This is a genomic window from Paeniglutamicibacter cryotolerans (genome assembly GCF_014190875.1).
In the GTDB taxonomy this organism is placed as follows: domain Bacteria; phylum Actinomycetota; class Actinomycetes; order Actinomycetales; family Micrococcaceae; genus Paeniglutamicibacter; species Paeniglutamicibacter cryotolerans.
Window position 1 is genome coordinate 1 of record NZ_JACHVS010000005.1, and the last position, 23,266, is coordinate 23,266.

Annotated in this window: 20 protein-coding genes and 1 pseudogene; 3 read left to right on the forward strand and 18 right to left on the reverse strand. The window is 57.3% G+C overall.

Annotated elements, in window-relative coordinates:
• From E9229_RS18130 to E9229_RS18200, 15 genes and pseudogenes are all read right to left on the reverse strand, one after another.
• The coding region (locus E9229_RS18130) for a thiamine pyrophosphate-binding protein (RefSeq protein ID WP_407671401.1) at window positions 1-356 on the reverse strand (356 nt) is incomplete at its 3' end.
• A 112-nt stretch (window positions 357-468) separates the two neighbouring features.
• The gene (locus E9229_RS18135) at window positions 469-1,242 is read right to left on the reverse strand and encodes a cyclase family protein (RefSeq protein ID WP_183513176.1); all 774 of its coding nucleotides are present in this window, start codon (window positions 1,240-1,242) and stop codon (window positions 469-471) included.
• A gap of 441 nt (window positions 1,243-1,683) precedes the next feature.
• The gene (locus E9229_RS18140) at window positions 1,684-2,457 is read right to left on the reverse strand and encodes an ATP-binding protein (protein ID WP_183510337.1); all 774 of its coding nucleotides are present in this window, start codon (window positions 2,455-2,457) and stop codon (window positions 1,684-1,686) included.
• Complete coding sequence (gene istA, locus E9229_RS18145) at window positions 2,450-4,102, reverse strand: IS21 family transposase (protein ID WP_183510647.1); 1,653 nt, start codon at window positions 4,100-4,102, stop codon at window positions 2,450-2,452. The genes E9229_RS18140 and istA overlap by 8 nt, the downstream gene beginning before the upstream one ends.
• Before the next feature lie 371 nt (window positions 4,103-4,473).
• Window positions 4,474-4,599 (reverse strand): annotated as a pseudogene (locus tag E9229_RS18150) (transposase); the annotation flags it as partial.
• A 92-nt stretch (window positions 4,600-4,691) separates the two neighbouring features.
• The gene (locus tag E9229_RS18155; RefSeq protein ID WP_246380963.1) at window positions 4,692-5,711 is read right to left on the reverse strand and encodes a cytochrome b/b6 domain-containing protein; all 1,020 of its coding nucleotides are present in this window, start codon (window positions 5,709-5,711) and stop codon (window positions 4,692-4,694) included.
• A gap of 272 nt (window positions 5,712-5,983) precedes the next feature.
• Window positions 5,984-6,952 (reverse strand): electron transfer flavoprotein subunit alpha/FixB family protein, encoded by a 969-nt coding sequence (locus E9229_RS18160; protein ID WP_183513178.1) that lies wholly within the window; start codon window positions 6,950-6,952, stop codon window positions 5,984-5,986.
• Between the two features lie 12 nt (window positions 6,953-6,964).
• On the reverse strand, window positions 6,965-7,741 hold the full coding sequence (locus E9229_RS18165) for an electron transfer flavoprotein subunit beta/FixA family protein (RefSeq protein WP_183513179.1): 777 nt from the start codon (window positions 7,739-7,741) through the stop codon (window positions 6,965-6,967).
• Between the two features lie 175 nt (window positions 7,742-7,916).
• Window positions 7,917-8,804, reverse strand: a complete 888-nt coding sequence (locus tag E9229_RS18170) for a substrate-binding periplasmic protein (protein ID WP_183513181.1) — start codon at window positions 8,802-8,804, stop codon at window positions 7,917-7,919.
• Between the two features lie 73 nt (window positions 8,805-8,877).
• Window positions 8,878-9,561: an amino acid ABC transporter permease gene (locus tag E9229_RS18175; protein ID WP_183513182.1), complete on the reverse strand. Its 684-nt coding sequence runs from the start codon at window positions 9,559-9,561 to the stop codon at window positions 8,878-8,880.
• A gap of 10 nt (window positions 9,562-9,571) precedes the next feature.
• Window positions 9,572-10,195, reverse strand: a complete 624-nt coding sequence (locus tag E9229_RS18180; RefSeq protein ID WP_183513183.1) for an amino acid ABC transporter permease — start codon at window positions 10,193-10,195, stop codon at window positions 9,572-9,574.
• Between the two features lie 8 nt (window positions 10,196-10,203).
• Window positions 10,204-11,058 (reverse strand): amino acid ABC transporter ATP-binding protein, encoded by an 855-nt coding sequence (locus tag E9229_RS18185; RefSeq protein ID WP_246380965.1) that lies wholly within the window; start codon window positions 11,056-11,058, stop codon window positions 10,204-10,206.
• A gap of 78 nt (window positions 11,059-11,136) precedes the next feature.
• A complete protein-coding gene (locus tag E9229_RS18190; protein ID WP_183513184.1) occupies window positions 11,137-12,291 on the reverse strand; it encodes an NAD(P)/FAD-dependent oxidoreductase in 1,155 nt (384 codons plus the stop codon).
• Window positions 12,292-12,317: 26 nt separating this feature from the next.
• On the reverse strand, window positions 12,318-12,770 hold the full coding sequence (locus E9229_RS18195) for a Rid family hydrolase (RefSeq protein ID WP_183513186.1): 453 nt from the start codon (window positions 12,768-12,770) through the stop codon (window positions 12,318-12,320).
• A 29-nt stretch (window positions 12,771-12,799) separates the two neighbouring features.
• Complete coding sequence (locus tag E9229_RS18200; RefSeq protein ID WP_183513187.1) at window positions 12,800-13,819, reverse strand: aminotransferase class V-fold PLP-dependent enzyme; 1,020 nt, start codon at window positions 13,817-13,819, stop codon at window positions 12,800-12,802.
• A 763-nt stretch (window positions 13,820-14,582) separates the two neighbouring features.
• Between E9229_RS18200 and E9229_RS18205 the strand changes: the two genes are divergently transcribed.
• The gene (locus E9229_RS18205) at window positions 14,583-15,347 is read left to right on the forward strand and encodes a FadR/GntR family transcriptional regulator (protein ID WP_312855756.1); all 765 of its coding nucleotides are present in this window, start codon (window positions 14,583-14,585) and stop codon (window positions 15,345-15,347) included.
• 220 nt (window positions 15,348-15,567) lie between these two features.
• Here E9229_RS18205 and E9229_RS18210 read toward each other — a convergent pair whose 3' ends face one another.
• Both E9229_RS18210 and E9229_RS18215 read right to left on the reverse strand, forming a co-directional pair.
• On the reverse strand, window positions 15,568-16,191 hold the full coding sequence (locus E9229_RS18210; protein WP_183513190.1) for an RES domain-containing protein: 624 nt from the start codon (window positions 16,189-16,191) through the stop codon (window positions 15,568-15,570).
• Window positions 16,188-16,751 carry a hypothetical protein gene (locus E9229_RS18215; protein WP_183513191.1) on the reverse strand — a complete coding sequence of 188 codons (564 nt, stop codon included), beginning with the start codon at window positions 16,749-16,751 and terminating at the stop codon, window positions 16,188-16,190. The genes E9229_RS18210 and E9229_RS18215 overlap by 4 nt, the downstream gene beginning before the upstream one ends.
• Window positions 16,752-18,820: 2,069 nt before the next feature.
• Here E9229_RS18215 and E9229_RS18220 point away from each other — a divergent pair.
• Window positions 18,821-19,594 carry a ParA family protein gene (locus E9229_RS18220; protein WP_183513192.1) on the forward strand — a complete coding sequence of 258 codons (774 nt, stop codon included), beginning with the start codon at window positions 18,821-18,823 and terminating at the stop codon, window positions 19,592-19,594.
• Entirely contained in the window at window positions 19,572-21,014 is a 1,443-nt protein-coding gene (locus E9229_RS18225) for a hypothetical protein (RefSeq protein WP_183513193.1), read from the forward strand. The genes E9229_RS18220 and E9229_RS18225 overlap by 23 nt, the downstream gene beginning before the upstream one ends.
• Window positions 21,015-21,260: 246 nt before the next feature.
• On the opposite strand, the gene E9229_RS18230 is transcribed toward E9229_RS18225, so the two are convergent.
• A complete protein-coding gene (locus E9229_RS18230) occupies window positions 21,261-23,018 on the reverse strand; it encodes a MarR family transcriptional regulator (RefSeq protein WP_183513194.1) in 1,758 nt (585 codons plus the stop codon).
• Window positions 23,019-23,266 lie beyond the last annotated feature (248 nt).

A 23,266-nucleotide genomic window follows, 5' to 3' on the forward strand; every position in this document is an offset into this window, starting at 1 on the left:
ACCGAGGCGGCAAAACCGCCCTGGTCCATGGCGAAGTTCGAGTACACGGCCGAGGGCGCGGCCTCGGCGGCAAGCACGATCATGGGGGTACGCGATTTGGCGGCCTCACCGATGCCGGTGGCCGCGTTGGTCAACCCGCAGCCCTGGTGGACCGAGAGCAGCGCGAGCTTGCCGCTGGTGCGCGAGTAGGCATCTGCCATGGTTGCCGCACCGCCCTCGTGCCGGGCCGCGGTGAACGGCACTCCATGTTCCATCAGGGTGTTGGTGATGGTGAAGTTCCCCGAACCCACCACACCGAAGCAATGTCCCACACCCAGTTCGGCCAGGGTTTTTCCGACAAGTTGTGCAACGTTCATAGTCATTTTTCCTCAAGGCGGATGGCCCGGAGCAGCACAGGGGACGCCGAAAAATGCGCACGTCCAGTGCGCTGCTCCAGGCCTGGTTTTACTGTCTTGGACTGCAGCCGGACTACTTCTGGACCATGGCCAGCACGCGGGCCGGCGCACCGGTCCCGCCGACGATCGGCAGCGGGGCCACCACGATCATGGCCCCGTGGGCGGGCAGCTTGTCCAGGTTCTTCAGCGACGTGATCCCGTACTTGTCGGCGCCCAGCAGGTAGTCGTGCATGGGGAACGGCGGGTTCAACGCCGCTGCGTTGCCGGCGTCGATGCCCACGGTTTCCACGCCGACGCCGGAGATGTCCAGCTCATCGGCAATCCACTTGGCACACTCGGCGGTAAAGCCCGGGGTGTGGGAGCCGTTTTCATCGAGGTTCAAAAAGGCCTGCTTGTCGTGCCCGTATTGGTCCCAGCCGGTGCGGAAGAGCAACCAGGCGTTCGCCGGGAAGCCGCCGTTCTGCCGCTGCCAGGCAACCAGGTGCTCCACGTCGATGAGGAAGTCCGGATCCGCCGCCGACTCGGCACTGAAGTCCAGCACCACGGCGGGTCCCACCAGGCGCGCCGGGTCCAGCTGGGAGACGTCCTTGCCCTCACGCCCGGAAATCCAGTGGATGGGAGCGTCGATGTGTGTGCCGATGTGCTCGCCGGTGTGGATGTTGTGGTGCTTCCAAAACGGGCCCGGCTCGTTGTAGGCGGAGACCTCATCGATACTGAAGTCGATCAGGTTTGAAAACGGCTCCGGCAGTTCCAGCGTCGGAGTGTCGGCCGATAATGGGGCCGTCAGATCGTGGATTTCAACGGCACCGGTCGCCAGCGACGCGAGGATTTCATGTATAAGACTCAACAAAACTCCAATGTTAGGGGTGGGACGGCGAACTTACGCCCGCAAGAATCGACATAGAGGTTAGATGACGATCGTCACATATTGTTTCTACTAAAACTAGTAGTCGACCGGCTTACTTAGGAAGCATTCTTCTCACATTGCGGATCAACGATGGTCCGCTCCCGGACGATCCGACCCATATCAATCTGTTCCGGAACCAGCGATGGCACCGAGACCGATTGAAAACACTAACGGGTCCGGGAGGAAACAATGTGGGGGCGATGGTGCTATCGCGCAATTTCGCAAGAATCAAAGTATGCGGCCGCGCACTTGGCGGTATCACTTGAGTAATAACCGGTGATCAGTGTATAGACGGAGCTTTCGGTAGCGCATGTGGAGCGAAACGGTAGCACCGGTGCGAGGACCCGGTAGCACCGAGCCCTCGCGCCAGCACCGATCGCTTCAGCTCACCGGCTCATCTCCCGGACCCGTATGCTTACGCCGACGCATATTGGGCCCATCAAGCTGGACCAACTCACTGCTGGAAACGATGCGGTTGAGGATCGATTCGGCGATCACCGCATCATGCAGCGACTTGTACCAGTCCTCGGGATCGAACTGAGAAGTCACCACCGTGGCGCCACGGTGTTCGCGCCCCGCCAGGATATTGAGCAGTTCGCTCGCGGTCTCCGGGCTAATCGGCGTGGTCAAGAAGTCATCCAGGACCAGAACATCGCAGTCGTGCAGGCTGCCCAGGAACGTCAGCCGTTCGGCATCACCCCGACGATAAACCGCGAGCTTGTTCGCCAGGTCATCAAGTCGGAAGTAGCGAGCCGTGTAGTCGTGCCGGCAGGCCGCGTTGACCAGGGCTTGGGCCAAATACGATTTGCCGACGCTTGATTTGCCCAGGATCACCAGGTTCGTGGTGTGCTCGATCCACTGGCAGGACGCGAGCCGTGCCACGACCTCCCGGTTCAGGCTCCGGTCCGGCAGGTAGTGGATGTCTTCAACACAGGCAGCAGGGTTCGGCGTTTTCGATTCCTTGAGCAGCTTCACCACCCGACGCTGGGCCCGGGCCGCGATCTCCTGATCCAGTGCATGACGGACCTTGCGCGAAAACGTCCATTCGTCATAGGCCGAGTCGTTGGCGATGTCGATGACGCTTTGGCCGAACGCTGTCATCCGCAACCCGGTAAACAGCCCCATGTCATCGTCGGTCAGATGATGATCAAGCATGGTCCTCCTCCTTCGTTTCCTCGGTTGCGGCGGTGCTTCTCAAGGCCTCGAGACTGAACTGCGAGATCCCGCCCAGATGGGCGCTGCTGGTATCCCTGGCACCCGCGGTCACCGGCCCCGCGCCGGACTGCGGCGATGCCGGTGCGCTCACGCCCGGACGCCCGGCGTAGGCCGCCCGCAGGGCGGTGATGCGATGTTTGAGCGCGGTATAACTGACAGGGTTCCGCTCGTCTTGCACGCAGAGGTCATGGCAGGCCTGCTCCAGCAGGGCGCGGTTGTTGCCCTTGCCCAGTGCCAGGATGTTCATGCAGGAGCGGTAGCCCTGCGCTTCGATCTTTTTCCGATCCAGCAACCGAGCCAGCGCCTGAACCGTGTAGGGGCCGACCTTTGTTGCTTGCCGGATGAAATAGGCACGGGTCCAGAGCAGTGAGATGTCCTCATACCCGTGCGGCGCATGTTCGGGATCGGTGACGTAGGAATGACGCTGCGCACCACGCCGGTGCGAAGCAACCACGAGCCCACCGGCAAGCACGGTGACCTGCTCACCCACGATCCGCACGTCCAGGATCTGCCCGGCGAGCTGGTGCGGAACCGAATATTTAACCGTGTCGACCTGCACGTGCCAGTCCCTGGAGACTTTCGCCTTGCGCCAGTAAACCTGCTGCCACGGCTCGGCCGGGAGGCCGATGAGTTCGTGGCGTTCAGCATCCTGGAACCAATCGCGTCGGGAGCGGTTCTCCCCGCGAAAGGGCGTGCGGTCATTGATCATCTCCACCTGTTCGGCCACGGCCTCGTTCAGCTCATCCAGACCCGCGAAACGCCGCCCCTGCAGGTAGTGGATGATCCAATTGGTCGAGACCTTAACCCCCGCCTCGACGTTGCCTTTCTCCTGCGGCTTATACGCGCCGGTCGGGACTGCCGCGGTTTGATAGTACTCAAGGAAGGCCTCATAGGATTGGTTCACATCCCGGGCCTTTTCATACCGGCTGATCTGGTTCGATGCGGTCGAGGCGTTATCGGGAATGACCAGCTGGCTGACACCCTCAAAGTATTCAAAGGCCTTCCGGTGCAGCTGGCACCAGGCGGGAAGCTTCTCATCCAGGGACCCGTAGGCGAAGATCATTCCCGAATACGGTAAGGACGCCACGAAGAGCGAGACCTTCGTGGTTTCCTGGGTGATCGGATCGGTCAGCTGCATCTTGGTGCCGGCCCAGTCGACCTGCATCGTGTGTCCGGGTTCGTGGGACAGCGGGCTGGTCAGGTCGTTGACCTTGACGTGCTCGGCAATAATCTGGCAGAACCGCTCATAGCCGTAAAACCGGGCGGAGTCTGTGTGCGCGGTGTCCAGGTAGCGGGCCCACAAGACTTTCAACGGTGGCTTCTTCCGACCGATGCGTGCCTTCACCACGGCCTCGACATTGACGGGGACGAACTCACCGCTCACGGCCTTGCGGCCGTCGTCGAACAGCCGGTCGAGGTCCTCATCGGTGAGCGCGTCGATCTGCTCACGGGTGGTCAGCTTTTGATCGGCAAGGACCCGGCTGGCCTTGGCGATCGTGCGGTGCGAGCAGCCTGCCCTGCCTTGGACCTGTCGGTACGAATGGCCCTGCACCAGCAGGGCCATGATGTGTCTGTAGTCAGCCATTACCGTCAGTCTTCCTTTCACTGTCCCCGACCTGGTGTCGTGGGTGAAAGCAATCCTGACTTTGAACGTCCCGAAGCGCTACCGGTTGCTTACACGCGTGCTACCGGATCGTTACGCACGTGCTACCAAAAGCTCCGTCTAAACAGATCAGATCGTTAAGAGTCAGCACGTCCACCATGCCCCATCTGCACTTTCCCAAAGGCAGGGCAGCCAGCAGGAGGCGCACAATTGGGGTGCTTCTCGGTCGCCGGAACCTTGCTACTCGACGCGTGGACTCGCGCTACTCGATACGCCTACTCACCGCGCCGCCTTCCCTTGCAAGAGGCGACCTCGAGATCCGAATACTGGGCGCCCTACGACTTTACTCAAGAGCCCAGCGAGCCCTCGTTGATCTCTAACTCACTGGCGCCCTGCGCGATCGGCCGATTCTCCTGCGCCATGAGCTGGACCGCGTCGGCCTTGAACTCATCGGTAAACGTCCCGCGATTCGTAGACATGTGAATTGTCGTGCCTTCCTGGTACCGAGAGTCGACGACAAGTGTCACACCCCACGACGCAGACGGGCCATCCGGTCTTTGCCTTGAGGCTGTCAGCGGTTGGTCACCTTGCCGAAGCGGACTGCGATCGGCCCGACGATCAGCGGTTTACAGGCAATCGACCCTCCTACGGTCAGCGCGATGGCAAGAACGAACAGCCAGAACCCGGTCCAGTTGACGGCATCCGTACCCGCGAACATGTGGTTAAGATTGCGCAGTGCACCTGTCGCAAACACCAGAATCACGTGCACAACGCTGAAAAGTACGAAGAACAGCATCGTCGGGAAATGAACGGCGCGTGCAAATGTCGCAGGGAAGAGCGTGTTCAGCTTCGCCGCGTCCTTCGGCCACCAAGTGCTCATACGCACGCCCGTGATGATGGCGAGCGGCGCGAAGACGAACACCACCACGAAATACATGAGCTGCTGCAGGCTGTTGTAATTGACCCAGCCGTGATCGGTCGGCCAGTCGAGCGTAAGGTACTGCACCAGCGCCGACAGGGCATTGGGAAATACTGCCCAGCTCGTGGGAACGATGCGCGCCCAGTGCCCAGAGACAAAGAGCAGCACGACGAAAATACATCCGTTGAACATCCACAGCACGTCGAGGGAGGTATGCAGCCACAGATTGATGCTGATCTTCTGGTCGCATTTCCGCGAGCTCCAGTATGCGGGCGGCTTCTGCTGTATGCGCACGAGCAGCCCGGAACGGATGATGAGCACCATCAAGAAGAAATTAAAGAAGTGAGTCCAGCTCACCCACCAAGGGAACCCGGGATCTGCCAAAGCTACGGGGGCATACTCGCCTGGGTATTTCTCCAGCCAGTCCGGCACAAATTTCAGTGTCGTGACACCGCGTGCTGCGAGCACAACCAAGGCAGCGGCAACAACAGCCCCTAGGCCGCCGAGTGCGACCACACGGATCCAATGTGTCAGCCGTCTACCCCGAATCATGGTCGGCGCTCGACCACGATCAGTTGACATCTCAATCGGAGCAGGCAACGGCGTTTGAACTTTTGATGAGAATAGTCTTGTGTGTTCCTGCTCAACTTCCTGAGCAAGTTCGTTACTCAAGGTCTGTGCATTCCCGCCCCCCACAATACTTACCGGCACAAGAGTCGCACTGCCACCTACGGAACTCGACGGAACGAGTCCTGCGCTCGGCCACGGCTCACCTCCCAAAACGCGAGGCAGTCCACGGCGTAATTGTGTTTCAGATGCGCGAGGGCCGATTCTGTCGTTCTCATTCTGCACAGAGCCCTTCCGCTGGCGAGCGGGCCATGCTTTTTCGCCAGCCGTACGCGGCAGGCCTTGGCGGATGTCCCCTTTCCGAAAGGTTGCCATAGCTAGTCCTTCTGCCCCTCGAGCGCCGCAACGAGTTGGGGCACGACAGTGAAGAGATCGCCTACGACGCCAAAGTCAGCAACCTCAAATATCGGAGCATCTGCGTCCGTGTTGATCGCAACAATGGTCTTTGCGGTCTGCATACCCGCCCTGTGCTGGATAGCTCCAGAGATACCTAGTGCGATGTAGAGTTCAGGCGATACTGACACGCCGGTCTGGCCGACCTGAAATGAATGCGGCACCCAACCTGCGTCTACCGCCGCGCGCGAAGCGCCTACTGCAGCACCAAGCAACGCTGCGAGACGCTCCACGATTTCGAGACCCTCACCTGTTTTGAGACCTCGGCCACCTGCGACAACTTTCTGCGCACCACGGAGTTCGATGCGAGTCGAAACTGTTTCAACCAACTCAAACGCCTCCACCTTTGCTGCTGGTTTTCCTGAATCGCTTGATTCGAGTGCGACAACTTCAAGTGGCTGTGCAGCTGCCGGTGCGTCAATCGACCCCTGACGGATTGTGATTACGGGAGCGCCAAAGGTCGCAGTCGAGCTCACAGCAAAGGCTCCACCGTAAACCGAATGGTGTGCAATTACACCCAACTCATCGCGGCTGACTCCGATCGCATCGGCAGAGAGCGCCAGTCTTGTGCGCGCGGCAAATCGTCCGGCGATCTCACGACCCTGGATCGAGTTCGAAATAAGAATTGCGTCGGGCTGCACTAAGCCGTTTGCAGCATGCAGTGCGTCGGTACCAGGCACACCAAGATACTCCCGCGCGATGTCAGCAACAACCACTGTCGTTGCCCCGGCTTGAGCAAGTTCTGCTGCCAAGCTCTCAGGCCCGAGCAGCAGAGCAACCGGGGTCCCAACCTGTGCAGCCGCACCGATGAGTTCGATCGCGCTATCGGCAAGTTTTCCGCATGCAGTGGTTTCCGCAACGATAAGAATTGAATCCGCAGCAAATTCTGTCATTTCACACTCCCCTCAAACCAGCCGGCTCGTGACGAGGAACTCAGCCAGCTTTACACCGGCTTCCCCGTCATCGACGATCTTGATACCACCCTCACGTTGTGGTCGCTTCGCGATACTCAGCATGATCGTGCGAGCCGCATTATTGTCATAAACATTCACTTTCAGCTCTGCCAGTGAGACATGCTCGATGGGTTTCTTCTTCGCGCCCATGATTCCCTTGAAGTTCGGAAATCGCGGCTCAGGCAGAGCCTCAGTAATCGTCGCTACCGCGGGTAACATCGCACTTATATACTGCACACCACCATCAACCGAGCGTGGTCCTTTCACGCTATCTGCGCTCATTTCGAGCGCCGATAACTCTGAGGCATAAGGAACCCCGAGTATTTCAGCGATAGCTGCCGGGAGCATACCGCTAGAGCCATCCGTCGATTGGTTGCCTGCAAGCACTAGGTCAATACCCTCGCGCTCGATCGCGGCTGCAAGCACTTCGGCGGAGAGAGTAATGTCTGCACCGCGCAATGCCTCATCGGAGACAATCACGGCACGGTCCGCTCCCATCGCGAGAGCCTTACGCACATTCGCCAAGGAGCTATCCGGCGCCATCGCAAGAGCAATGACCTCGGAGCCCTCGTTTGCGGCGCTGTACACAAGCGCTGCCTCTAGCGCCCGTTCCGTGATTTCATCGAGTACCGCATCAGTTGCGGCACGATCTGCGAGGCCCGTTTCGAGGTTCAGATGACGATCACTCGAGGTATCCGGGACCTCTTTAATTAGGACAGCCAGTTTCATCACAAATCCATTCCGATGGCTTAGGGCACATTTTGCAAAACAGGTATACTGAGAACATTTCTCAGTATCTTGCATGAGTCATGAGGACCAGCAGCCCGGGAGGTGTACTCAGCTCTCCTGTCGGCGCCCTCGGCCCGCAAAGAACCCGACACCTCCCAGGATGCGTTTCAGTCGATTAGAACTTTCCAGTCGCGTTGCCCTCGGTCAGCCCCCAGTTAACGAGGATCGTGGTCAGCTCACCCGATTCCCGCAACTCCGTAACGTACTCGTTAAGCGCTTTGCCGAGCTCTGAGTTCGTCTTCGTGAACGGCAAGTTGACCAAGGTAGCAGTAGTCAGTTCCGAATAGTTAGTATCTTCGCTCTGCAGGTGCAGATCCGCCTCTAGATTTAGTCCATTAGCAGTCGCAGCCTGGGCCATTTGAGTGCTGTCACCAAAAGTCGCCTGGACTCGTCCATTCTTCATGTCTTGAACAGCGGCGTCGATGGTCTGGTATGAAGTTACGCGGTCCTTGCCGAAGCGGGACTCGAGCTTTTCTTGGTATAGAGATCCACCCTCAACGCCGATCTTTACACCCTCCATCTGGGCGATAGTCGACACTCCCTGATTTGAAAGAATCGCAGGCGGATTGTAGACCGTCGGCTCATCGAGCTGACCGATCATCTGACCGCGCGCCTCGGTGATACCCCAGCCTCCCGCCCCGATGTCCATCTTGCCACCGCTCATCGCCGCGACTGCAGCGGCGCCGGTCATGCGGTTGAACTCGAGCGGCAGGCACGCGTCAGCGGCGAAGCCTTCGAGGATGTCGGCTTCAAGCCCTTCAGCTTTACCTGCATTTGGGTCAAGAGCGACCATCGGTGGATTGTTCACCGTAGCTACGGAGATCACCCCCTTCTTGACGGTGGGAAACGTCCAACGAGCTGTGCAGTCGCTCGACGTTCCCGCCCGGTCAGGCTCAGCCGAAGAGCAGGCAACCATACCGAAGACCAAGCCACCACCGACAAGACCAGCAGCGATGGCGCGACCTAGTTTGCTGTTACGAGGATTGCGAATTGCGTGGATCATATTTACTCCTTTGTATTTTTTGCTATAACAGGTCAAATAAGTGAGTTTGTTCCCAGAGAACACTTGCCGCGAGCTAGACCAGTGCTGCTTCGCGCCCTCCATCGATCGTCTTCTTCGAGCGACCGTGTAGTTTGGCGCCTCGTTCGCGCGTGATTCGAACAATGAGCCACTCGAGAATCAAGCTGACGATCAGGTACAGTCCGGCCCCGACCATCAGGTACTCGCCAACCTTGAATTTGACGACTCCGTCGGTGTACGCCACCGACATCAGTTCTGGCACGCCGACGCTGTACGCAAGACTCGTCCCCTGAAAGACCAAAATCAAGAAGCCGACCAGCGGCGGGAGAGCAATGCGCAGCGCTTGTCGTCCGGTGATGAACCACAGGATTTTAATCGTGCCAAGGCCTACCGCATGCGCAGCTTCTGTCTGCCCTGGGGGAATTGCGATCAAAGAAGACCTAAAAATCTCTGCTGTGTACGAAGCAGTGGTAAAGCCCAGCGCAAGCACCACAGCGGTAAGGGGTGGAAGTACGACACCCACCTTTGGCAAGCCGAACGCAACAAAATAGATAATGACCAGGGCCGGGAACCCTCGCCCGATCTCCGTTATGACCCAAAGCGTGGCACCCGCCCGTTTAGGCAACAGATACATACCGAACCCGAGGATCGCACCAAGCGGAAATCCAATAATCGAGATCGCGAGAGTCAAGGTCAGGCTTGCCCAGAGCGCGGGAAGCATTGTTACAACAACGTCCATCATTCTCTCCTCATACCGTCGCTTTGACAGGCTTGCTGCCGAATCGTGCCGCTACCCCGACGATCGAACTGAGTACGAGATAGACGCAGCCCACGATGAAATACACGAACATGCCGTTTCCGCTCATCTGCACCGTGGACGCCGCATAGTTCGTCAATTCGACCACCCCGATAAGCGACGCAAGAGAAGACTCCTTGAGAACGCTAATTACGATCGAGCTCGCGTTGCCAATCATGAGGCGCACCGAGGTGGGAATCACGACCCGAAACATCGCTTGCGTCTGACTCAAGCCCAGAGCAGTCGCGGCTTCTAAGACGCCTCCCGAAACTGACTCAATAGAGCTGCGATATACCTCAGCCATGTAGGCGGCAAATACGAAACCAAGAGCGATGATCGCGGCAACCGAAGGCGTCATGCCTCCGATTGAGATACCGAAATAGATCAAGAACATCCACGACAATGGTGGAATACCACGGGCAATACGTATGTAAGCAACCGCGAACCAGCGGAAGACACGCCTCTTAGACATACGCAAGTATGCGATGAAGATGGCCAGAATTGCGGCGATCCCCAGAGACACTAGCCAGATGAGCAGCGTCTGCTCTAGCGCGCGAGCTACTCCTTCGACGGTCACAGGCTTACCTAGCCTTTCACCGCATTGAGGAACCGACGGGTACGCTCATGCTGTGGATCGCGGAGTACCTGTTGCGCCGAACCTACTTCCACAACCCCACCATCAGCTAGAAATGCGACCTTCGTCGCCACACGTTGGACGAAATCGAGTTCATGTGTAACGAGCACCATGGTGACGTCCTTTTCTGCCAACTCCGAAATCACCGAGCGCACTTCAATACGCAGTTCAGGATCGATGGCAGAAGTCGGCTCATCGAGCAGGAGCACCTTCGGATCTAGTGCAAGCGCCCGAGCAATCGCCACCCGCTGCTGCATACCTCCGGAGAGCTCGGAGGGACGGTGGTTGATGGCATTCTTCAGCCCAACGCGTGTAAGCAAGTCCACGGCGCGGTCTTCTGCTTCGGCTCGACTACGTTTGAGCCCCTGCACTTGAGCGAGCACCACATTATCCAGCGCACTCAAGTTCGGAAACAGATTGAAGTGCTGAAACACCATGCCGAGGGATCGGCGCAGAACTATGAGCTCCTTTGTGTCCAGCAGCACTTTCTCTTTGAACAGCATTTGACCGGCCAGCTGGAGCTCGCCCGAAGTTGGCGTTTCAAGCAGGTTCATGCAACGTAACAGCGTGCTTTTTCCTGTACCGCTTGGCCCAACGAGCCCGAGAATTTCACCACGGCTGACGGACAAAGACACATCGGAGAAGAGTGTCCGATTGCCAAAAGACTTACTCAGACCATGCACTGAGAGGGATTTACGACGCAGCAGCGCTTCGTCTTCGCTGAGCCCTTCTGCTGCCATGAGTGAACTCGGGCCGATGTCTACGCTGAGAGTGTCAGCTGAAATGTGGCCGTTATCTTCGATCATTTTGCATATCTCCCTTGATATGTCCTGCCGGTGATGCGGATCAGGAAACGCGATGTCCTCGTGCCGCAGCTCAGAAGCCTAAATAACCATCTGTTCGCGCTTTCGGATGACTCCGTCCGCAAAGCGGTCCGGTCGCATGCTCGTGGGAACGGCCTCGATATTCCCGCTCACGACCACGTCAGCGACGACACGTCCCACTGCGGGTGCGAGCATCATGCCCCGACCGTTAAGACCGCATGCGAGCACAAGACCAGGAAGATCGCCAACTGGACCAAGGAGCAACTGCTGGTCGGGCGTCACGTCGTAATATCCCGTTACCATCACCGGGAACCGTACGTACGCGAGTGTTTCGATCAGCCGATTCCCCTTGGCAACCAAATCGCGACGTATGGCGGATTCATCGGCCACTGCCCCCTCAGGGAGAGGTACCAGATCAGATGCAAGCACACTGCCATCCGCAAGGTGCTTCACCGCGAAGTGTTCGTCTTGAAAGATGACAAGTGGTTCAATAAGGCGTTCACTGATTGGGTCACTATAGAAGAGGTGGCGAGGCTCAGCCACCAGTGGCAGCTCAACGCCGAGGGGAGCCAAAAGCTTAGCGCTCTCCGCTCCTGCGGCAACGACGACCTTCTTTACGTTCATTGTCTCGCCTGAGCCGAAATGCAGTACCCATCCATCTGCGACACGTTCGAGGCTTTTCACTGCTTCCAAAAGCACTTCTGCCCCCTCGCGCATGGCTCCGGCGGCGAACCCGGCGACGGGAGCTCCGGGGCTGTTGAGATATCCATCCGATCCGTTGAACGAACCGCCAAGGATATGATCGACTGCAAGCCCCGGTACCATCTCCGCAAGCTCATCCGGCGTGAGCATACGAGACTCAACGCCCTGAGCATTCTGCTCCTTCACCGTGGCTCTCAGCGCTTCAAGCGTCTCCGGTTTTGACGCCACAAAGGCGTAGCCGCAGTGAACGAGTTCTGGGTCCTTTTGCGCACCGGTCCGTTCGACGAAATTCTCGTAGAAGCTCTGCGACTCTTTGGCGAGCTCAAAAGTATCGTTGTCTGCCCATTGGGTGCGCACACCTCCCGGCTGAATAGCGGTCATGCCTGAGCCGACACCGACTCGGTCGATCACCACAACGCGCACGCCACGCTGACTCAGATGCCATGCGGTAGCCATCCCGGTTACACCAGCCCCAATAATGGCCACTTCAGGTGCATTATTCACTGTTGTCATTCGAACTCATTTCCTATGTCTTAGGCCTAGTTATTCGAGATGCCGCATTCGACCTCAACCTCGACGAGGGCGCCGGGCGGGATCAGCCGATGGATGTAAAGTGTCGTATTCGCTGGACGCGCCTTATCGAACACTTCGCTATGGGCCCGCGAGGCATCCTCCCAGGATGCTTCCGGCGCCAAATAGAGACGGGTAAAAATAGCGAGATCTTTGCTCCCGCCGAGCTTCTCAGCTGAGGCGAGAGCTGCTTCAAGCGCGTGGCGTGTCTGAGTATAGGTGTCGAGATCTGCCAGTTCTTGCCCGTCGGTGGCTACAGGAGCCGTACCGCTGACGACAACGCGATCACCAATTCGAACAGCGCGACAGTAGCCAGCAAAGTTCTCAAAATAGCTATTGGTGTTGTAACGGTCTAGGCTAACCAAAATCTTACCTTTCTCTGAATATTCTTTTTCCGGGCAACGTAGTAAATATGGAGTCATGTGCGGACCGAAAATAGCCCTTCAAGCTGCTACCGCAGCTTTTTCAGTGCGGTGAGCAGAGCCTCAATATCTTGCTCTGCTGAATATGCATGCAACGACAACCTCAGTCTCTGGCCACGCGGTGATGTACCAATTTGCCGTTCAGCCAGATATTCAGCCAGCGCAACAGGATTCTCATCAACCACAGCAACCTCCGGCCCCCGGTGCGCAATGTCCTTGGGATAATCGAGCTGATAGCCAAGCTCTGTGAGCCCCCCAGCTAGTTGCTCCCGCAGACCGACAACATGCTCCCAAGAATCTTCCACGTCAATTTGCTCGATCATCTCGAACCCCGCGATCCCTGCGTAGGCCGATGGGATCGGGTAGGTTCCGGTCTCAAATCGGCGCGCGTTGTGAGGGTAGTCGACAACTTCTGGGTCGAAAGCGAACGGATTCGTCCTTCCAAACCAGCCTGTCAGCTGCGCAGATCGTTCAACGTTCATGCAGTCCCGTACATACAGCATCGCGATTCCTGGCAGCCCAAGCAGATATTTCAGGTTCCCCGTGACGAGATAATCACAGCCAATACCTGCAGCAGAAAATGGTACGACCCCGGCGCCTTGATAGGCATCAACAAATACCAATGCGCCCACTGAGTGCGCATGCTTGACTACCTGCTCGATCTCCGGCTGCGTACCGTTGATGTAACTCACCAAAGGAATAGAAACGAGCTTGGTGCGTTCATCGATCAGGGGGATCCAGTTCTCCGCGAGCAACGCTGCTTCGATGCCCTCCACGTTAACCACCTCAATGGGATCATGCTGCGCGCGCCAGACATTACCTACGGAGGGGAACTCAAGGTCAGAGGTGACGAGTCGGTTGCGAGTACCGCTCCAATCAAGCGAAGAAACCACTTGAAAGGCTCCCTCTGAGGCGCAAGAGAGCACTGCCACGTTTTCTCCGCTAACACCTAAGAAACGTCCTGCCCGTGTGCGGTATTCTTCGACTTTCCCAACCCAGGTCTCCCACGGAGCCTGATCAGAAAGAAGACCGGCCGTCATGCGTTGCATAGTGTGCGCCAAGTGGTTCGAAAGCGCCCCTGGCTACAACTAGCGAAATGCGGAGCTAATTCGAGCGCCGGGAATTGTCGCCTAAATTGTTCAGGCGTGAGCGGGGAAATGGTGTTAAGCACGAGACCTCTCTTTATAGCTTTCTGGATTTGTGCGAAATTCAGTGAGTTGATCCGTGAGCCACAATGTTGATGATGATCTGAAAGAACCTAATTAGACCGTATTTCGCTCTGCTCACAGGTATAAAAATTAAATTTGATAAATATGTTCGACAATTCTGTTGTATAAAATGCACTTCAAAGCATTCGAGCTAGGGAGTCTCTTGCATTCACGAGCCAGCCTGTACGTGCCTAATTTAAGGTGCATTGCTTCCGCTTATGGGGCCTCTGGCATTCATTTGAAGAGACTGACACACACTCGCTTGGGTGGAATCAAAACGCCGGCCGGGCTTGCCCTACAGTAAAAATGCCTTCTGCTGACATCGCTATGGACAATCAAATCCTCCCTCGCATCTTGCTTGCCGTACGGGTGTGGTGGTTACCGGGTAACGTAGCTCACATTGATAGTAACGTACCAATGATGGTTCGCGTCAAGTACCATTAAGATATTGATATTTTCATCGATATACACATGAGAACCTCCACTCCAGAAGTTTTCGCGACGATAGGAGCATGCTCATCGTTCCCCTGACCCAACGCCTCAACTTCAGTCACCACGCAGCGACGCTCCTTGCGAGCGATTGCCTAGCAGAGGAATATTTCAAGTGAACCCATCACACCAGCAGGTTCCACATAGTGACGCTTCGACATTGGCGCTAGACTTGGCGCGCAAGATCAGCCGGGGTGACATGCGGCCGGGCGAACGACTTCCGTCAGAAAGAGTGCTTTCTGCCCAATCCGGGCTTAGCCGCCAGTCAGTACGCAAGGCCATTAGCGCGCTTGTCACCGCGGAAGTAGTCTCAATCAAGGCTGGTCGAGGTGCTGCCAGCGGATCCTTCGTCCGATCAAATCTTGTCCCAATTGCCCTTCTGGACCCGAACCGAGAGCCACCGAGCTTCAGCGAAGTAGGTCAAATTTTAGAGGCGAGACGCCTCTTCGAGCCCCCAGTTGCCCTTTTTGCAAGCATCCGCATGGATGAGCGCGATTACGATGACATTAATGATGTACTCGGCATGCAGCGAAAGGCGAACGATCTGCATAGTTTCAGAAGTCTGGACAGTCGTTTTCATCTCGCAATCGCAAAGGCGACCCACAATGACGTTGTGTACCAGCAAATGGTGAGCCTCATGCGGGAATTAGAGATAGCACGCCACGTGCTTCCCGTAGACTCCTCCGAACAGGAAATCGAGAATACCCTCGATATGCACTCACAGACACTCGAAGCAATTAGCTCACGCGATCCAGACCGCATCTCGGAAGTGATGTCGCGCCACCTAGCGATGATGGAGCAGGCGTGGGAAGGCGTCAGCGCGCGAAAGTTTTCGGCCCATGCTCAAAGGCTCGGTTTCACTATTTCAGGCGATGTTTGATCACCAGATATCTGGATCCGCACAGGCGTCGTCACAAACGGTGTTGTTTTACGGGAAAGAACATGTAGCGGGCTTGCTGAGAATGAAGCATCCCACAAATCATGCCGTCGTATTTTGAGGGACCAGATCAAGGAAGATGTTCGGTTAATCGCCGATATCGGCACATCTGTCAGCTTCCGTGTAGGTGGCCCATGACTCCGAGCTCCCCCCGGGGCCTCCGTCAGGGGTCCACGACGAGGACATCGGAGGTAGGGAGGCCATCAATCGTGTATCCCGGCATCGTCTCGATCACCGAACGCATCGTGACTTTTTCATTGGTGCTGCCCATTTCCTGCTCCCCGGCGGGACCGAAGACGTAGAGGCAGGTGGGATTGCTCCCGGCACCAAAGCGGGAACGCGATTGGATCCCCTCGAAACCGGCCGCTTCCATGGCAGCGGCCCAGGCGCGGGTCATCAGGTAGCCGTCATCCATGGGGGCAGTGATGTCCCCGGCCACGATCCCGTAGGCCGACGCCGCACCGGCGGTGAAATCCGCGGCCGTGATGCCGGGGATCTCCAGCTGGGAGATCCATCGTTCGGAAACCATGGATGCCGGGATGGCAGGATCTCCCACGAAGGCCACACCCAAAAACTCGCGCACGGCGACCTCCTGCGAGGAGGCGGTGTTCAGCGTGCCCCGTGGTGCTTGAAGGTTGAACCGTCCCACGCTGTTGGAAAAGTACCACGGGCCATGCAGTCCGTGTGCCCGGTAGCGGCACACCCGCGCACGATGCCGGTAGGCAGGGAAGCCGGTGTAGTCCCTGACCGGGTCCGGGGACCGCAGCGTGCTTGAAGCCCGGCTCATGCAGCTGCGTGCCAGCCGGCGGCGTCGGTGGCGGCGAGCTTCCCCAGTTCCGCGATCCGGTCACTGTCCCCCGAGGCCAGGACCTCCAGTGCCGTGCTCTCCCCCAACTGGGCCAGGCGTGCGGTGAGCCAGTAGGTGACGGTCCAGCCGTCCACCCCGGTGCCCAGCAGGACGCTCAGCAGGTGCTGGAGCCCGGGTGCCACCGCGCCGTTGATGAACTGGAAGGCCGGGAAGAGCACGACCCCGTCCGCGGTCTTTACCCGCAGCAGGCGGTGGTTTTTGACCCGCTCGCTCACTGCCTGGCGCGACACGTCACCCAGCACCTTGCGCACCCGGTCCGTGGTGTAGAAGGCCCCGAGGCGGTCGTTGATCCGGTTGGCTCTCAGGACGGCATCGGCCATGGCGTTGACCGTGGCACGCCCGGCCTCGCCGGAGAAGTCGGTGACCTCTTGGGAGGCAACCATCTGATCGAGGCGGCGTCCCACGCCGTCCAAGACGCGCTCGCGCCAGTTCTCGGCGGTCGAAGCACCGCCCTGCGTGAAGTCAATGAGATCGCTCATGGTCGTCGCCCCTTTTCGCTCCCCTCCACCTTTTCACCTTTGGTCAAGGCAAGTCAAGGCAAATGCCAACACATGGGCGTCAGTCCGGTGTGGGTTATCAAAGTCGGCCCGGAACACCCATTGCCGCGCCGGCAAACGTGCGGTAGCTCCAGCAGGAAATCCTCGAGATGGATCGGACATCATGGAGAATGAATACCCCGAGTACTCCCGCAAAGCGGACGATTCGGATACTGCGCCGAGTGGGACAGACTTTCGGCAGTCACTATTGGATCTCGAAGAGGAGGTGATGAGCATGACCATGCATGAAGCCCTTTCGAGCCGCTCGGCATCTTGCCAAAGTAGCCAAGCATACAATCGGATCTTTCGGCCCTCGCCGCGACCGAAATCTCGTGTGTCGGCGTTTGCAGCAATAGCAAGCACCCGATCCGCCCTCGAGGTTACTCAAAGCCCCGATGCAACTACAGGGTAGGGATAAGCGGTTTCAGACCAGCAAAAGTCATCCGCAATCGAGCCTTTGGGCCGGCAACCGCGTCCATCCATCACATTTTGATTCAGACGAATACCGCTGACTATCACTAGGATTCAAGTTCGCCTCAAACAAGAGTTCCCTTCGACCGGGCGGCAGAGAAAGGGCCAAGGACCACACCCGACTCATGTCGCCGAGAGGTGAAGCTGACCCAGAGGGGTTCGACACCGTGGCACGCGGGCGCCGGCACGCAGAGGTCCAGCCAGGCCTAGGGCATTGCGCTCTCACCGGGGCCTACCTCCCACACACTGAATCCCGGCCAATAATTTACGTATTTAACGCTTCCCCTTTTTGTGCATCTAAGCATGTAAGTATTTACACCAGTGACCCCGAGGATCTAACTGCGCGATCATGGCGCATAGCCTCACTGGGTAGCGGTAGCCCACGTACCTGGTGTGTAACCTCGTCACTTCGTAGACATCGGATCTCGTCACTTCGGTGACACCGGGACTCGTGGTTTCACACCAACTCTCCGGACTATCGCTACCAACAGAGGCTACGCGCCAGATCATGCCAGTCCGAAAAATCCGCTACATTTCTTGCCTAAATTTTTTGTGCATCTAACATTTTGCATGGTTAACCTACTACGTGATTACGTCTTTGCGTATCTTTGATACTGACTCATCCGGACGCCATCTGATCATGCAAAAGCATTTTGTCTTACAACAATTTACGCATCTAACGTTTTTGCTTAACAACACTTTAGGTATCTAGGCAAGTGACATTCCAAGGAGCTACGTTCTCTATGTGTGGCATAGTCTGCATCCGACATGAACAACATTTTACGCATCTAGCACTTTATATAACTATCCCGCATCGGTCGCATGGCCACTATCCAAGGCAACGAACGGGTCCGTGGGGCCACACTGGGGCTTGGTCCAAGTGAAGGCCGAAGCCCGAACTGGGTAAATTGTTAGATGCACAAAATGCTCACATACGTCGGCTGATTGTCACCTGATGCCATCGGAGGTCCACCAAAGAAGATGGGTAAATTGTTAATTGCACAAATTCTAATCCCATGAGATGAGCCGCTCTGCTCCAAGGAACCTCCGGATTCGAAGGCTTAACCCCAGGTCTAGCGGGTAGCCCCTGAAGGTCTTGGATCATATGACTGCTCGGTTCATATGCTGAATAAGTAAATTGTTGGATGCGCAAAAACTTGATTGATTGCCAACTGAGCTGCGCTCACCCCGATCCTAAGAGGCGGGGGAGTGGTTGCCCTGTGATCGCCCAAGCGGTCATTTTGCATTTTTGGGTGTTTGCGCTGTTAGGCATGTAGCGATTAAGCATTTCAACGTTCCACACTTCTAACATTTTAACTTTTTGTGCATCTAGTAATTTACTTTTTCAACTACTAGTGCATTTAGTGGATTAGATGGTCTCGAAACAGTAACGATATGGTGGATCTGGCCGAGGCTCGTGTCGAACCCGCCTTGTCGGCGGGTTCGGGAGAGTGCTCTGCGGCTAATGTAATTTGCGGGGATGCCCTTCCCCTCCAACTGAACAACTAAAATCTCATCAAATTAGAGGAGAAGTCTCCTATATGCGCAAGATCTATGTGGTCAACGAAAAGGGCGGTGTCGGTAAATCGACCATCGCTTTTCACCTGGCAGGTGCCCTCGCCCAGCACGGAACAACGGTCCTGGTTGACGCCGACCGCCAAGAAACGTCCTACCGTTACTACACCGCCACCGAGAACGCTCTCTCGTTCCTGAACCAGACCTACGCCGAAGAACTCGCTGACTTCGAAATCGGCAACAAGCGCCGTAAGCCTGTCCAGCCTGCACGGGAACCCAGCTTCGGTGCCATCGTTTTCCCGCACGCCACGACCTCGGAGCAAATCGAGGCCCAGTGCGCCAACTTCGACTACATGATCGTGGACACCTCGGCCGGGATCAACCGGACGCTCTTGAACAGCATCATGGGATCCGACAGTCTTGTTTTGATCCCATGCGATACCAAGATGAGCGATCTGTGGACCACATCTGACCTGGTCAAGGCTTACGAGAATTCGCAGGCAACCATCCGGATCGTGCAACGCGAAGGCCAGCAGCCCCGTGCCTATGCCGCTGAAGAGCTGCAGGACGCAGGCCTAGCCAATATCACCATCGGCAGCGTCATCAGTACCTTGAACGCCTACGAAGACTCCATACGCAACGGTGGGACAGTCGTCGACGTGCCACTCATGCCATCTGACCGGCCCTTGCAACGAGCACGGACCCAGGTCACCAAGCTGGCTAATGAGGTCGTGTCTATTCTGGCGGCAATGGAAAAGGAGCAAGCGGAGGTAAACGGTGGCCAGCAAGCGACCGCCTAGGCGTTCTGCAAGCAGCCTCATTGAAGGTGCCGGAAGCATTGCCGCGACATTTGAGGCCGAGCAGGTTCAGTCCAACAACACCGATAAGCCCTCCAAGAAGTCATTGACCGAGCTGGCCCAAGTGCGCACGCAGGGCGAAGTAGCGGTGCATCCTCCTCGGGAGATGCCTGCCCCGGTTGCTCCTAGCGCTCCTCACCTGGTGCAAGCGACTGGTGTCGTGGATTCTGCTTCCTCGCCGCCGTCTCAAACCAGCGATCCGGCGGTCCACGAGCCCCCCGCACAGACCGATTCGGCAGGAATCGACTATCCGCAGCCGGTGGAAACCGCGCTGCGAGCGACGAATCCTGACATTGAACCTCGGATGATGACCGACGAGGGGATAAGAGGGGAAATTTCGAAGGCCCCGATGCAGCCGGCCATTCGCAAGCCAGTTTCTACCATGCCACCGCCAGTGGTTCGGCATCGTTCTCCGATGTCCGCCTACAACAAGGCATTGGGCCAGCTCAACAAGGTGATCCTTGAAACAGATCTAGCCACCGATAACGGTAGGGGAGTGTTCGACGACTACAGCACGAACATGACTAGAATCCGCTATGAAAAGGGTGTGACCTACAACGACCTGCTGCCACTGACGTTCACCACCGGCTTCAACTCGGGCCTTGAGCGGACCACCTTCCAATTGACTCAGCACCAAGTCGAGGAAGCTAAGAAGTTCAGTAACTACCTCGGGCGCGAAATCAGACGCAATGGGGGAGAGGGACAGAAAGTCGTGCGTTCCAGCGCCGTCTCCATGCTGCACCGGATCATGCAGGACTTCTTCATCGCCAATGCCCCTCAAGATTGCTTTGACGGTGTCGAAGGCGAACAGTCTGCCCGGGCCGCTGTAGGGCTGCAGCCCTTGCCGGAGCTGGAGATCTATGAACACGCGGTCGCCTCGCACGATCCATCCACGGGGCCGATGGATCCGCGGATCGCCGAGACGTCGTTGGTGACCCCGGAAGGCTGGGGTGTCTTCGATGACTTCACGACCAACATGACTAAGATCAGGTACGAAAAGGGAGTCACCTACAACGACTTGCTTCCTATCACTTTCGCCACCGGATTCAACTCAGGCCTGGAGCGTGCCACATTCCAGATGACCGTCCGGCAGATTGAAGAATCCAAGAAGTTCAGCAGCTATTTGTCACGCGAAATCAAGAATTCCTTGCCCCCATCATTGCGAGCCGTTCGTTCTACGGCCGTCTCGATGCTGCACAGGATCATGCAGGACTTCTTCATTGCCAATGCGCCGGCCGATTGTTTTGACGGTGTCAGCAACGAGCAGGAGGCCAGGGCCCATGTGGGTCTGCCGCCGCTGCCCGAACTGGAAATTTTCGAGTACGAAATCAACAAGCAGGTTCGAAAGCTCGCGTCACTGTAGGGTCGCCGGAAAATGGAAAAAGGCCGGGAGTTTCCTCCCGGCCTTTTTCACGCCCTTTATCTAAAATCTCATCTTTAGATGCCTACAGCGTACCGCAACGAAACAGGTTTTCATCGAATTTCCGGTCAACGCCACGAAAACGTCGGGCCAATGAATGGCGTCTCAGCCAGAGCGTGTAAGCAAATCTGCCAGTGCATCAAAATGCTAAATGGTTAGATGACTAAATGCATAAAAACTACCCGCGGACTAGCCCGGGGGAGGGTAGGTATCCTCGGATGGCTCGAATTCATCGAAAGGGTAGTCCTGGTCAGGATATGCGAAGCCGGAATGGGTGACCAGGCGCGTATTGAGCCAGCTCACCCATAAGAAGCGCTGCTGGGCGTAGATATTGCGTTGCTGCTCCACGTCGTCGGTAGCACCCAAGAGATCCGCAAGGAACCGAAGATTGGCCCCGGTTTCAATCCATCCTTCCCTGGCCTTGACGGCCAGGTGGTGTCCCTCCAGGACGGCTAAGGCGTCTTGAGTTGCAGAACGGCTCAGGCCGGTTGATCTCATGATTTCCGGCGCGGTTTTCATGCCCTGTTCCAGCGCTTCGTAAACGAAAGCCGCCACGACTCCCAGCGCCCGAAACACGGGACGCAAGGCGTGGAGCTTACCCACCCGGTAGCTGATGGCCAGCGAACCATTGACGAGGCCTTCAGGGACCACCAGTTCGTAGGTGTCCGCATATTTGCCGTGGGCAGGACTGCTCAGCCGTACCAGCGGTTCAGCTTCGGCACGCAACCTGCGAAGGTGACGAGAGACGGTTGAATGATCTAGGCCTGTCGCGATGGCCAGGGCCCGGCAGCCAAACTCGATGAAGGAGGATTGCGACTTAGAGGCAGCTTCTCCTAGCGCACGGAGCACCAAACGCAGCTGTAGACCCACGCGGGAAGGGCCGTAGGTAAGCTCACGAGCGTGGGAGGCGTTGCGCCAGATCTTCAGCCACTCGTAGAACCCAACTGAACGAACGGACCTTGTACCCCCCTGTGCTTTTGGCTGGCTTGTGTTGTTTTTAACGACAGTGTTGTGACCGCCCCGGTGGCCCTTGCTTTGGAGCCGGTTCAGGTCTGCCTGTAGTTCTTTCAGGGGGCTTCTGTACCGGGAGAACAAGGTGTTGAGTCCCGGCCAGCGGCCATCGTTCATGCGCTGGTAAATGGCCGGAGTGTCAAAGCCCGCATTGGTGGCCGCCCGGAGCACTGCGAATCGGGCCTCACTGGGGGAGTCATACTTACCACCGGGCTGGAATCCGTTGCGCGCAACGGTCAAGATGCCGGCGTTCATTTCGCTTTGTCCATCGCGGTCATTGACGCTGCCGACGGGCTCGGGTTCAGGTGTCGCCGGGCGCAGGTGCTCCAGGCTGCGATGCAGTGCATCGAATAGTGGGCGTGGTGCGGGGGAATTCGCGACCGTCAGAGCCATCTTGGGGCTCATCAGGAGCTCCTGGCGACCACCGAGCTTGTGTGGGGATCCTGGCATTCGGATGCAGCCATGCTGAACTGTCATGTGCGGCATCGGGTCAACGGTAGGGCATCTAAAGGCGAGCAGACGTAGGAAATCCACGGCGTCACCGGTCGTGATTCCTCCGGAGATCGGAACGTAGAGGTGTTCGCCAGCAGAGGGCGAACGGTCGTGGATCCAACGGATTCCGTGCTCGCTGAGCATGGCCTGGGTGCGCCGGACGTCGATCTCGACCTGGTCCACTCCCCGGGTACCAGAATCGAAGTCGATGGCAAGGATCTTGGCTAGGCCGGTTGTGGCGTCGTGGAGCATCACCGCGGCCGGGCGCGAGGGCAATGTGGCGTCTAGAATCCGCTCGTCGCGCTGTCGATAATTGCGTCCGTTGTCGCGCGAAACACGTACCCTGGCACGGCCCGCCAGCAAGGGGACCAGGTCTCGCCACAGCTCGTTGTGAACCGGCCCGGCTGTTTCCTGGGTTGCGAAAGGCAGAATTGTGTCTAACATAGACGTAGGCGAACATCGCCGTGGTTCGTTAGGTCATGGGTCGTGAAACTACATGGGGCCTAACGAATGTTGGAACTGAATACATCAATCTTCGAGATTGGATCCAGAGGATGTTCGAAGCCTCTCCTTTCGCTTAGTCATCGGATATTGATCTGAACGCTTGGTCCTGCAAGACCTAAACGTTCTGAAGCTTGAAAGGCTCACCCTGCAAGGTGGGCCTTCGGCTTTTAAGTGCTATATCTACGAGA

Excerpts from the sequence above, each read along its gene's own strand:
- E9229_RS18140 (WP_183510337.1), bottom strand. The coding sequence starts at position 2,457 with ATGCTTGATCATCATCTGACCGACGATGACATGGGGCTGTTTACCGGG.
- istA (WP_183510647.1), bottom strand. The coding sequence starts at position 4,102 with ATGGCTGACTACAGACACATCATGGCCCTGCTGGTGCAGGGCCATTCG.
- E9229_RS18195 (WP_183513186.1), bottom strand. The coding sequence starts at position 12,770 with ATGACTCCATATTTACTACGTTGCCCGGAAAAAGAATATTCAGAGAAA.
- E9229_RS18200 (WP_183513187.1), bottom strand. The coding sequence starts at position 13,819 with ATGCAACGCATGACGGCCGGTCTTCTTTCTGATCAGGCTCCGTGGGAG.
- E9229_RS18175 (WP_183513182.1), bottom strand. The coding sequence starts at position 9,561 with ATGGACGTTGTTGTAACAATGCTTCCCGCGCTCTGGGCAAGCCTGACC.
- E9229_RS18185 (WP_246380965.1), bottom strand. The coding sequence starts at position 11,058 with ATGATCGAAGATAACGGCCACATTTCAGCTGACACTCTCAGCGTAGAC.
- E9229_RS18210 (WP_183513190.1), bottom strand. The coding sequence starts at position 16,191 with ATGAGCCGGGCTTCAAGCACGCTGCGGTCCCCGGACCCGGTCAGGGAC.
- E9229_RS18170 (WP_183513181.1), bottom strand. The coding sequence starts at position 8,804 with ATGATCCACGCAATTCGCAATCCTCGTAACAGCAAACTAGGTCGCGCC.
- E9229_RS18165 (WP_183513179.1), bottom strand. The coding sequence starts at position 7,741 with ATGAAACTGGCTGTCCTAATTAAAGAGGTCCCGGATACCTCGAGTGAT.
- E9229_RS18215 (WP_183513191.1), bottom strand. The coding sequence starts at position 16,751 with ATGAGCGATCTCATTGACTTCACGCAGGGCGGTGCTTCGACCGCCGAG.
- E9229_RS18190 (WP_183513184.1), bottom strand. The coding sequence starts at position 12,291 with ATGACAACAGTGAATAATGCACCTGAAGTGGCCATTATTGGGGCTGGT.
- E9229_RS18230 (WP_183513194.1), bottom strand. The coding sequence starts at position 23,018 with ATGTTAGACACAATTCTGCCTTTCGCAACCCAGGAAACAGCCGGGCCG.
- E9229_RS18160 (WP_183513178.1), bottom strand. The coding sequence starts at position 6,952 with ATGACAGAATTTGCTGCGGATTCAATTCTTATCGTTGCGGAAACCACT.
- E9229_RS18220 (WP_183513192.1), top strand. The coding sequence starts at position 18,821 with ATGCGCAAGATCTATGTGGTCAACGAAAAGGGCGGTGTCGGTAAATCG.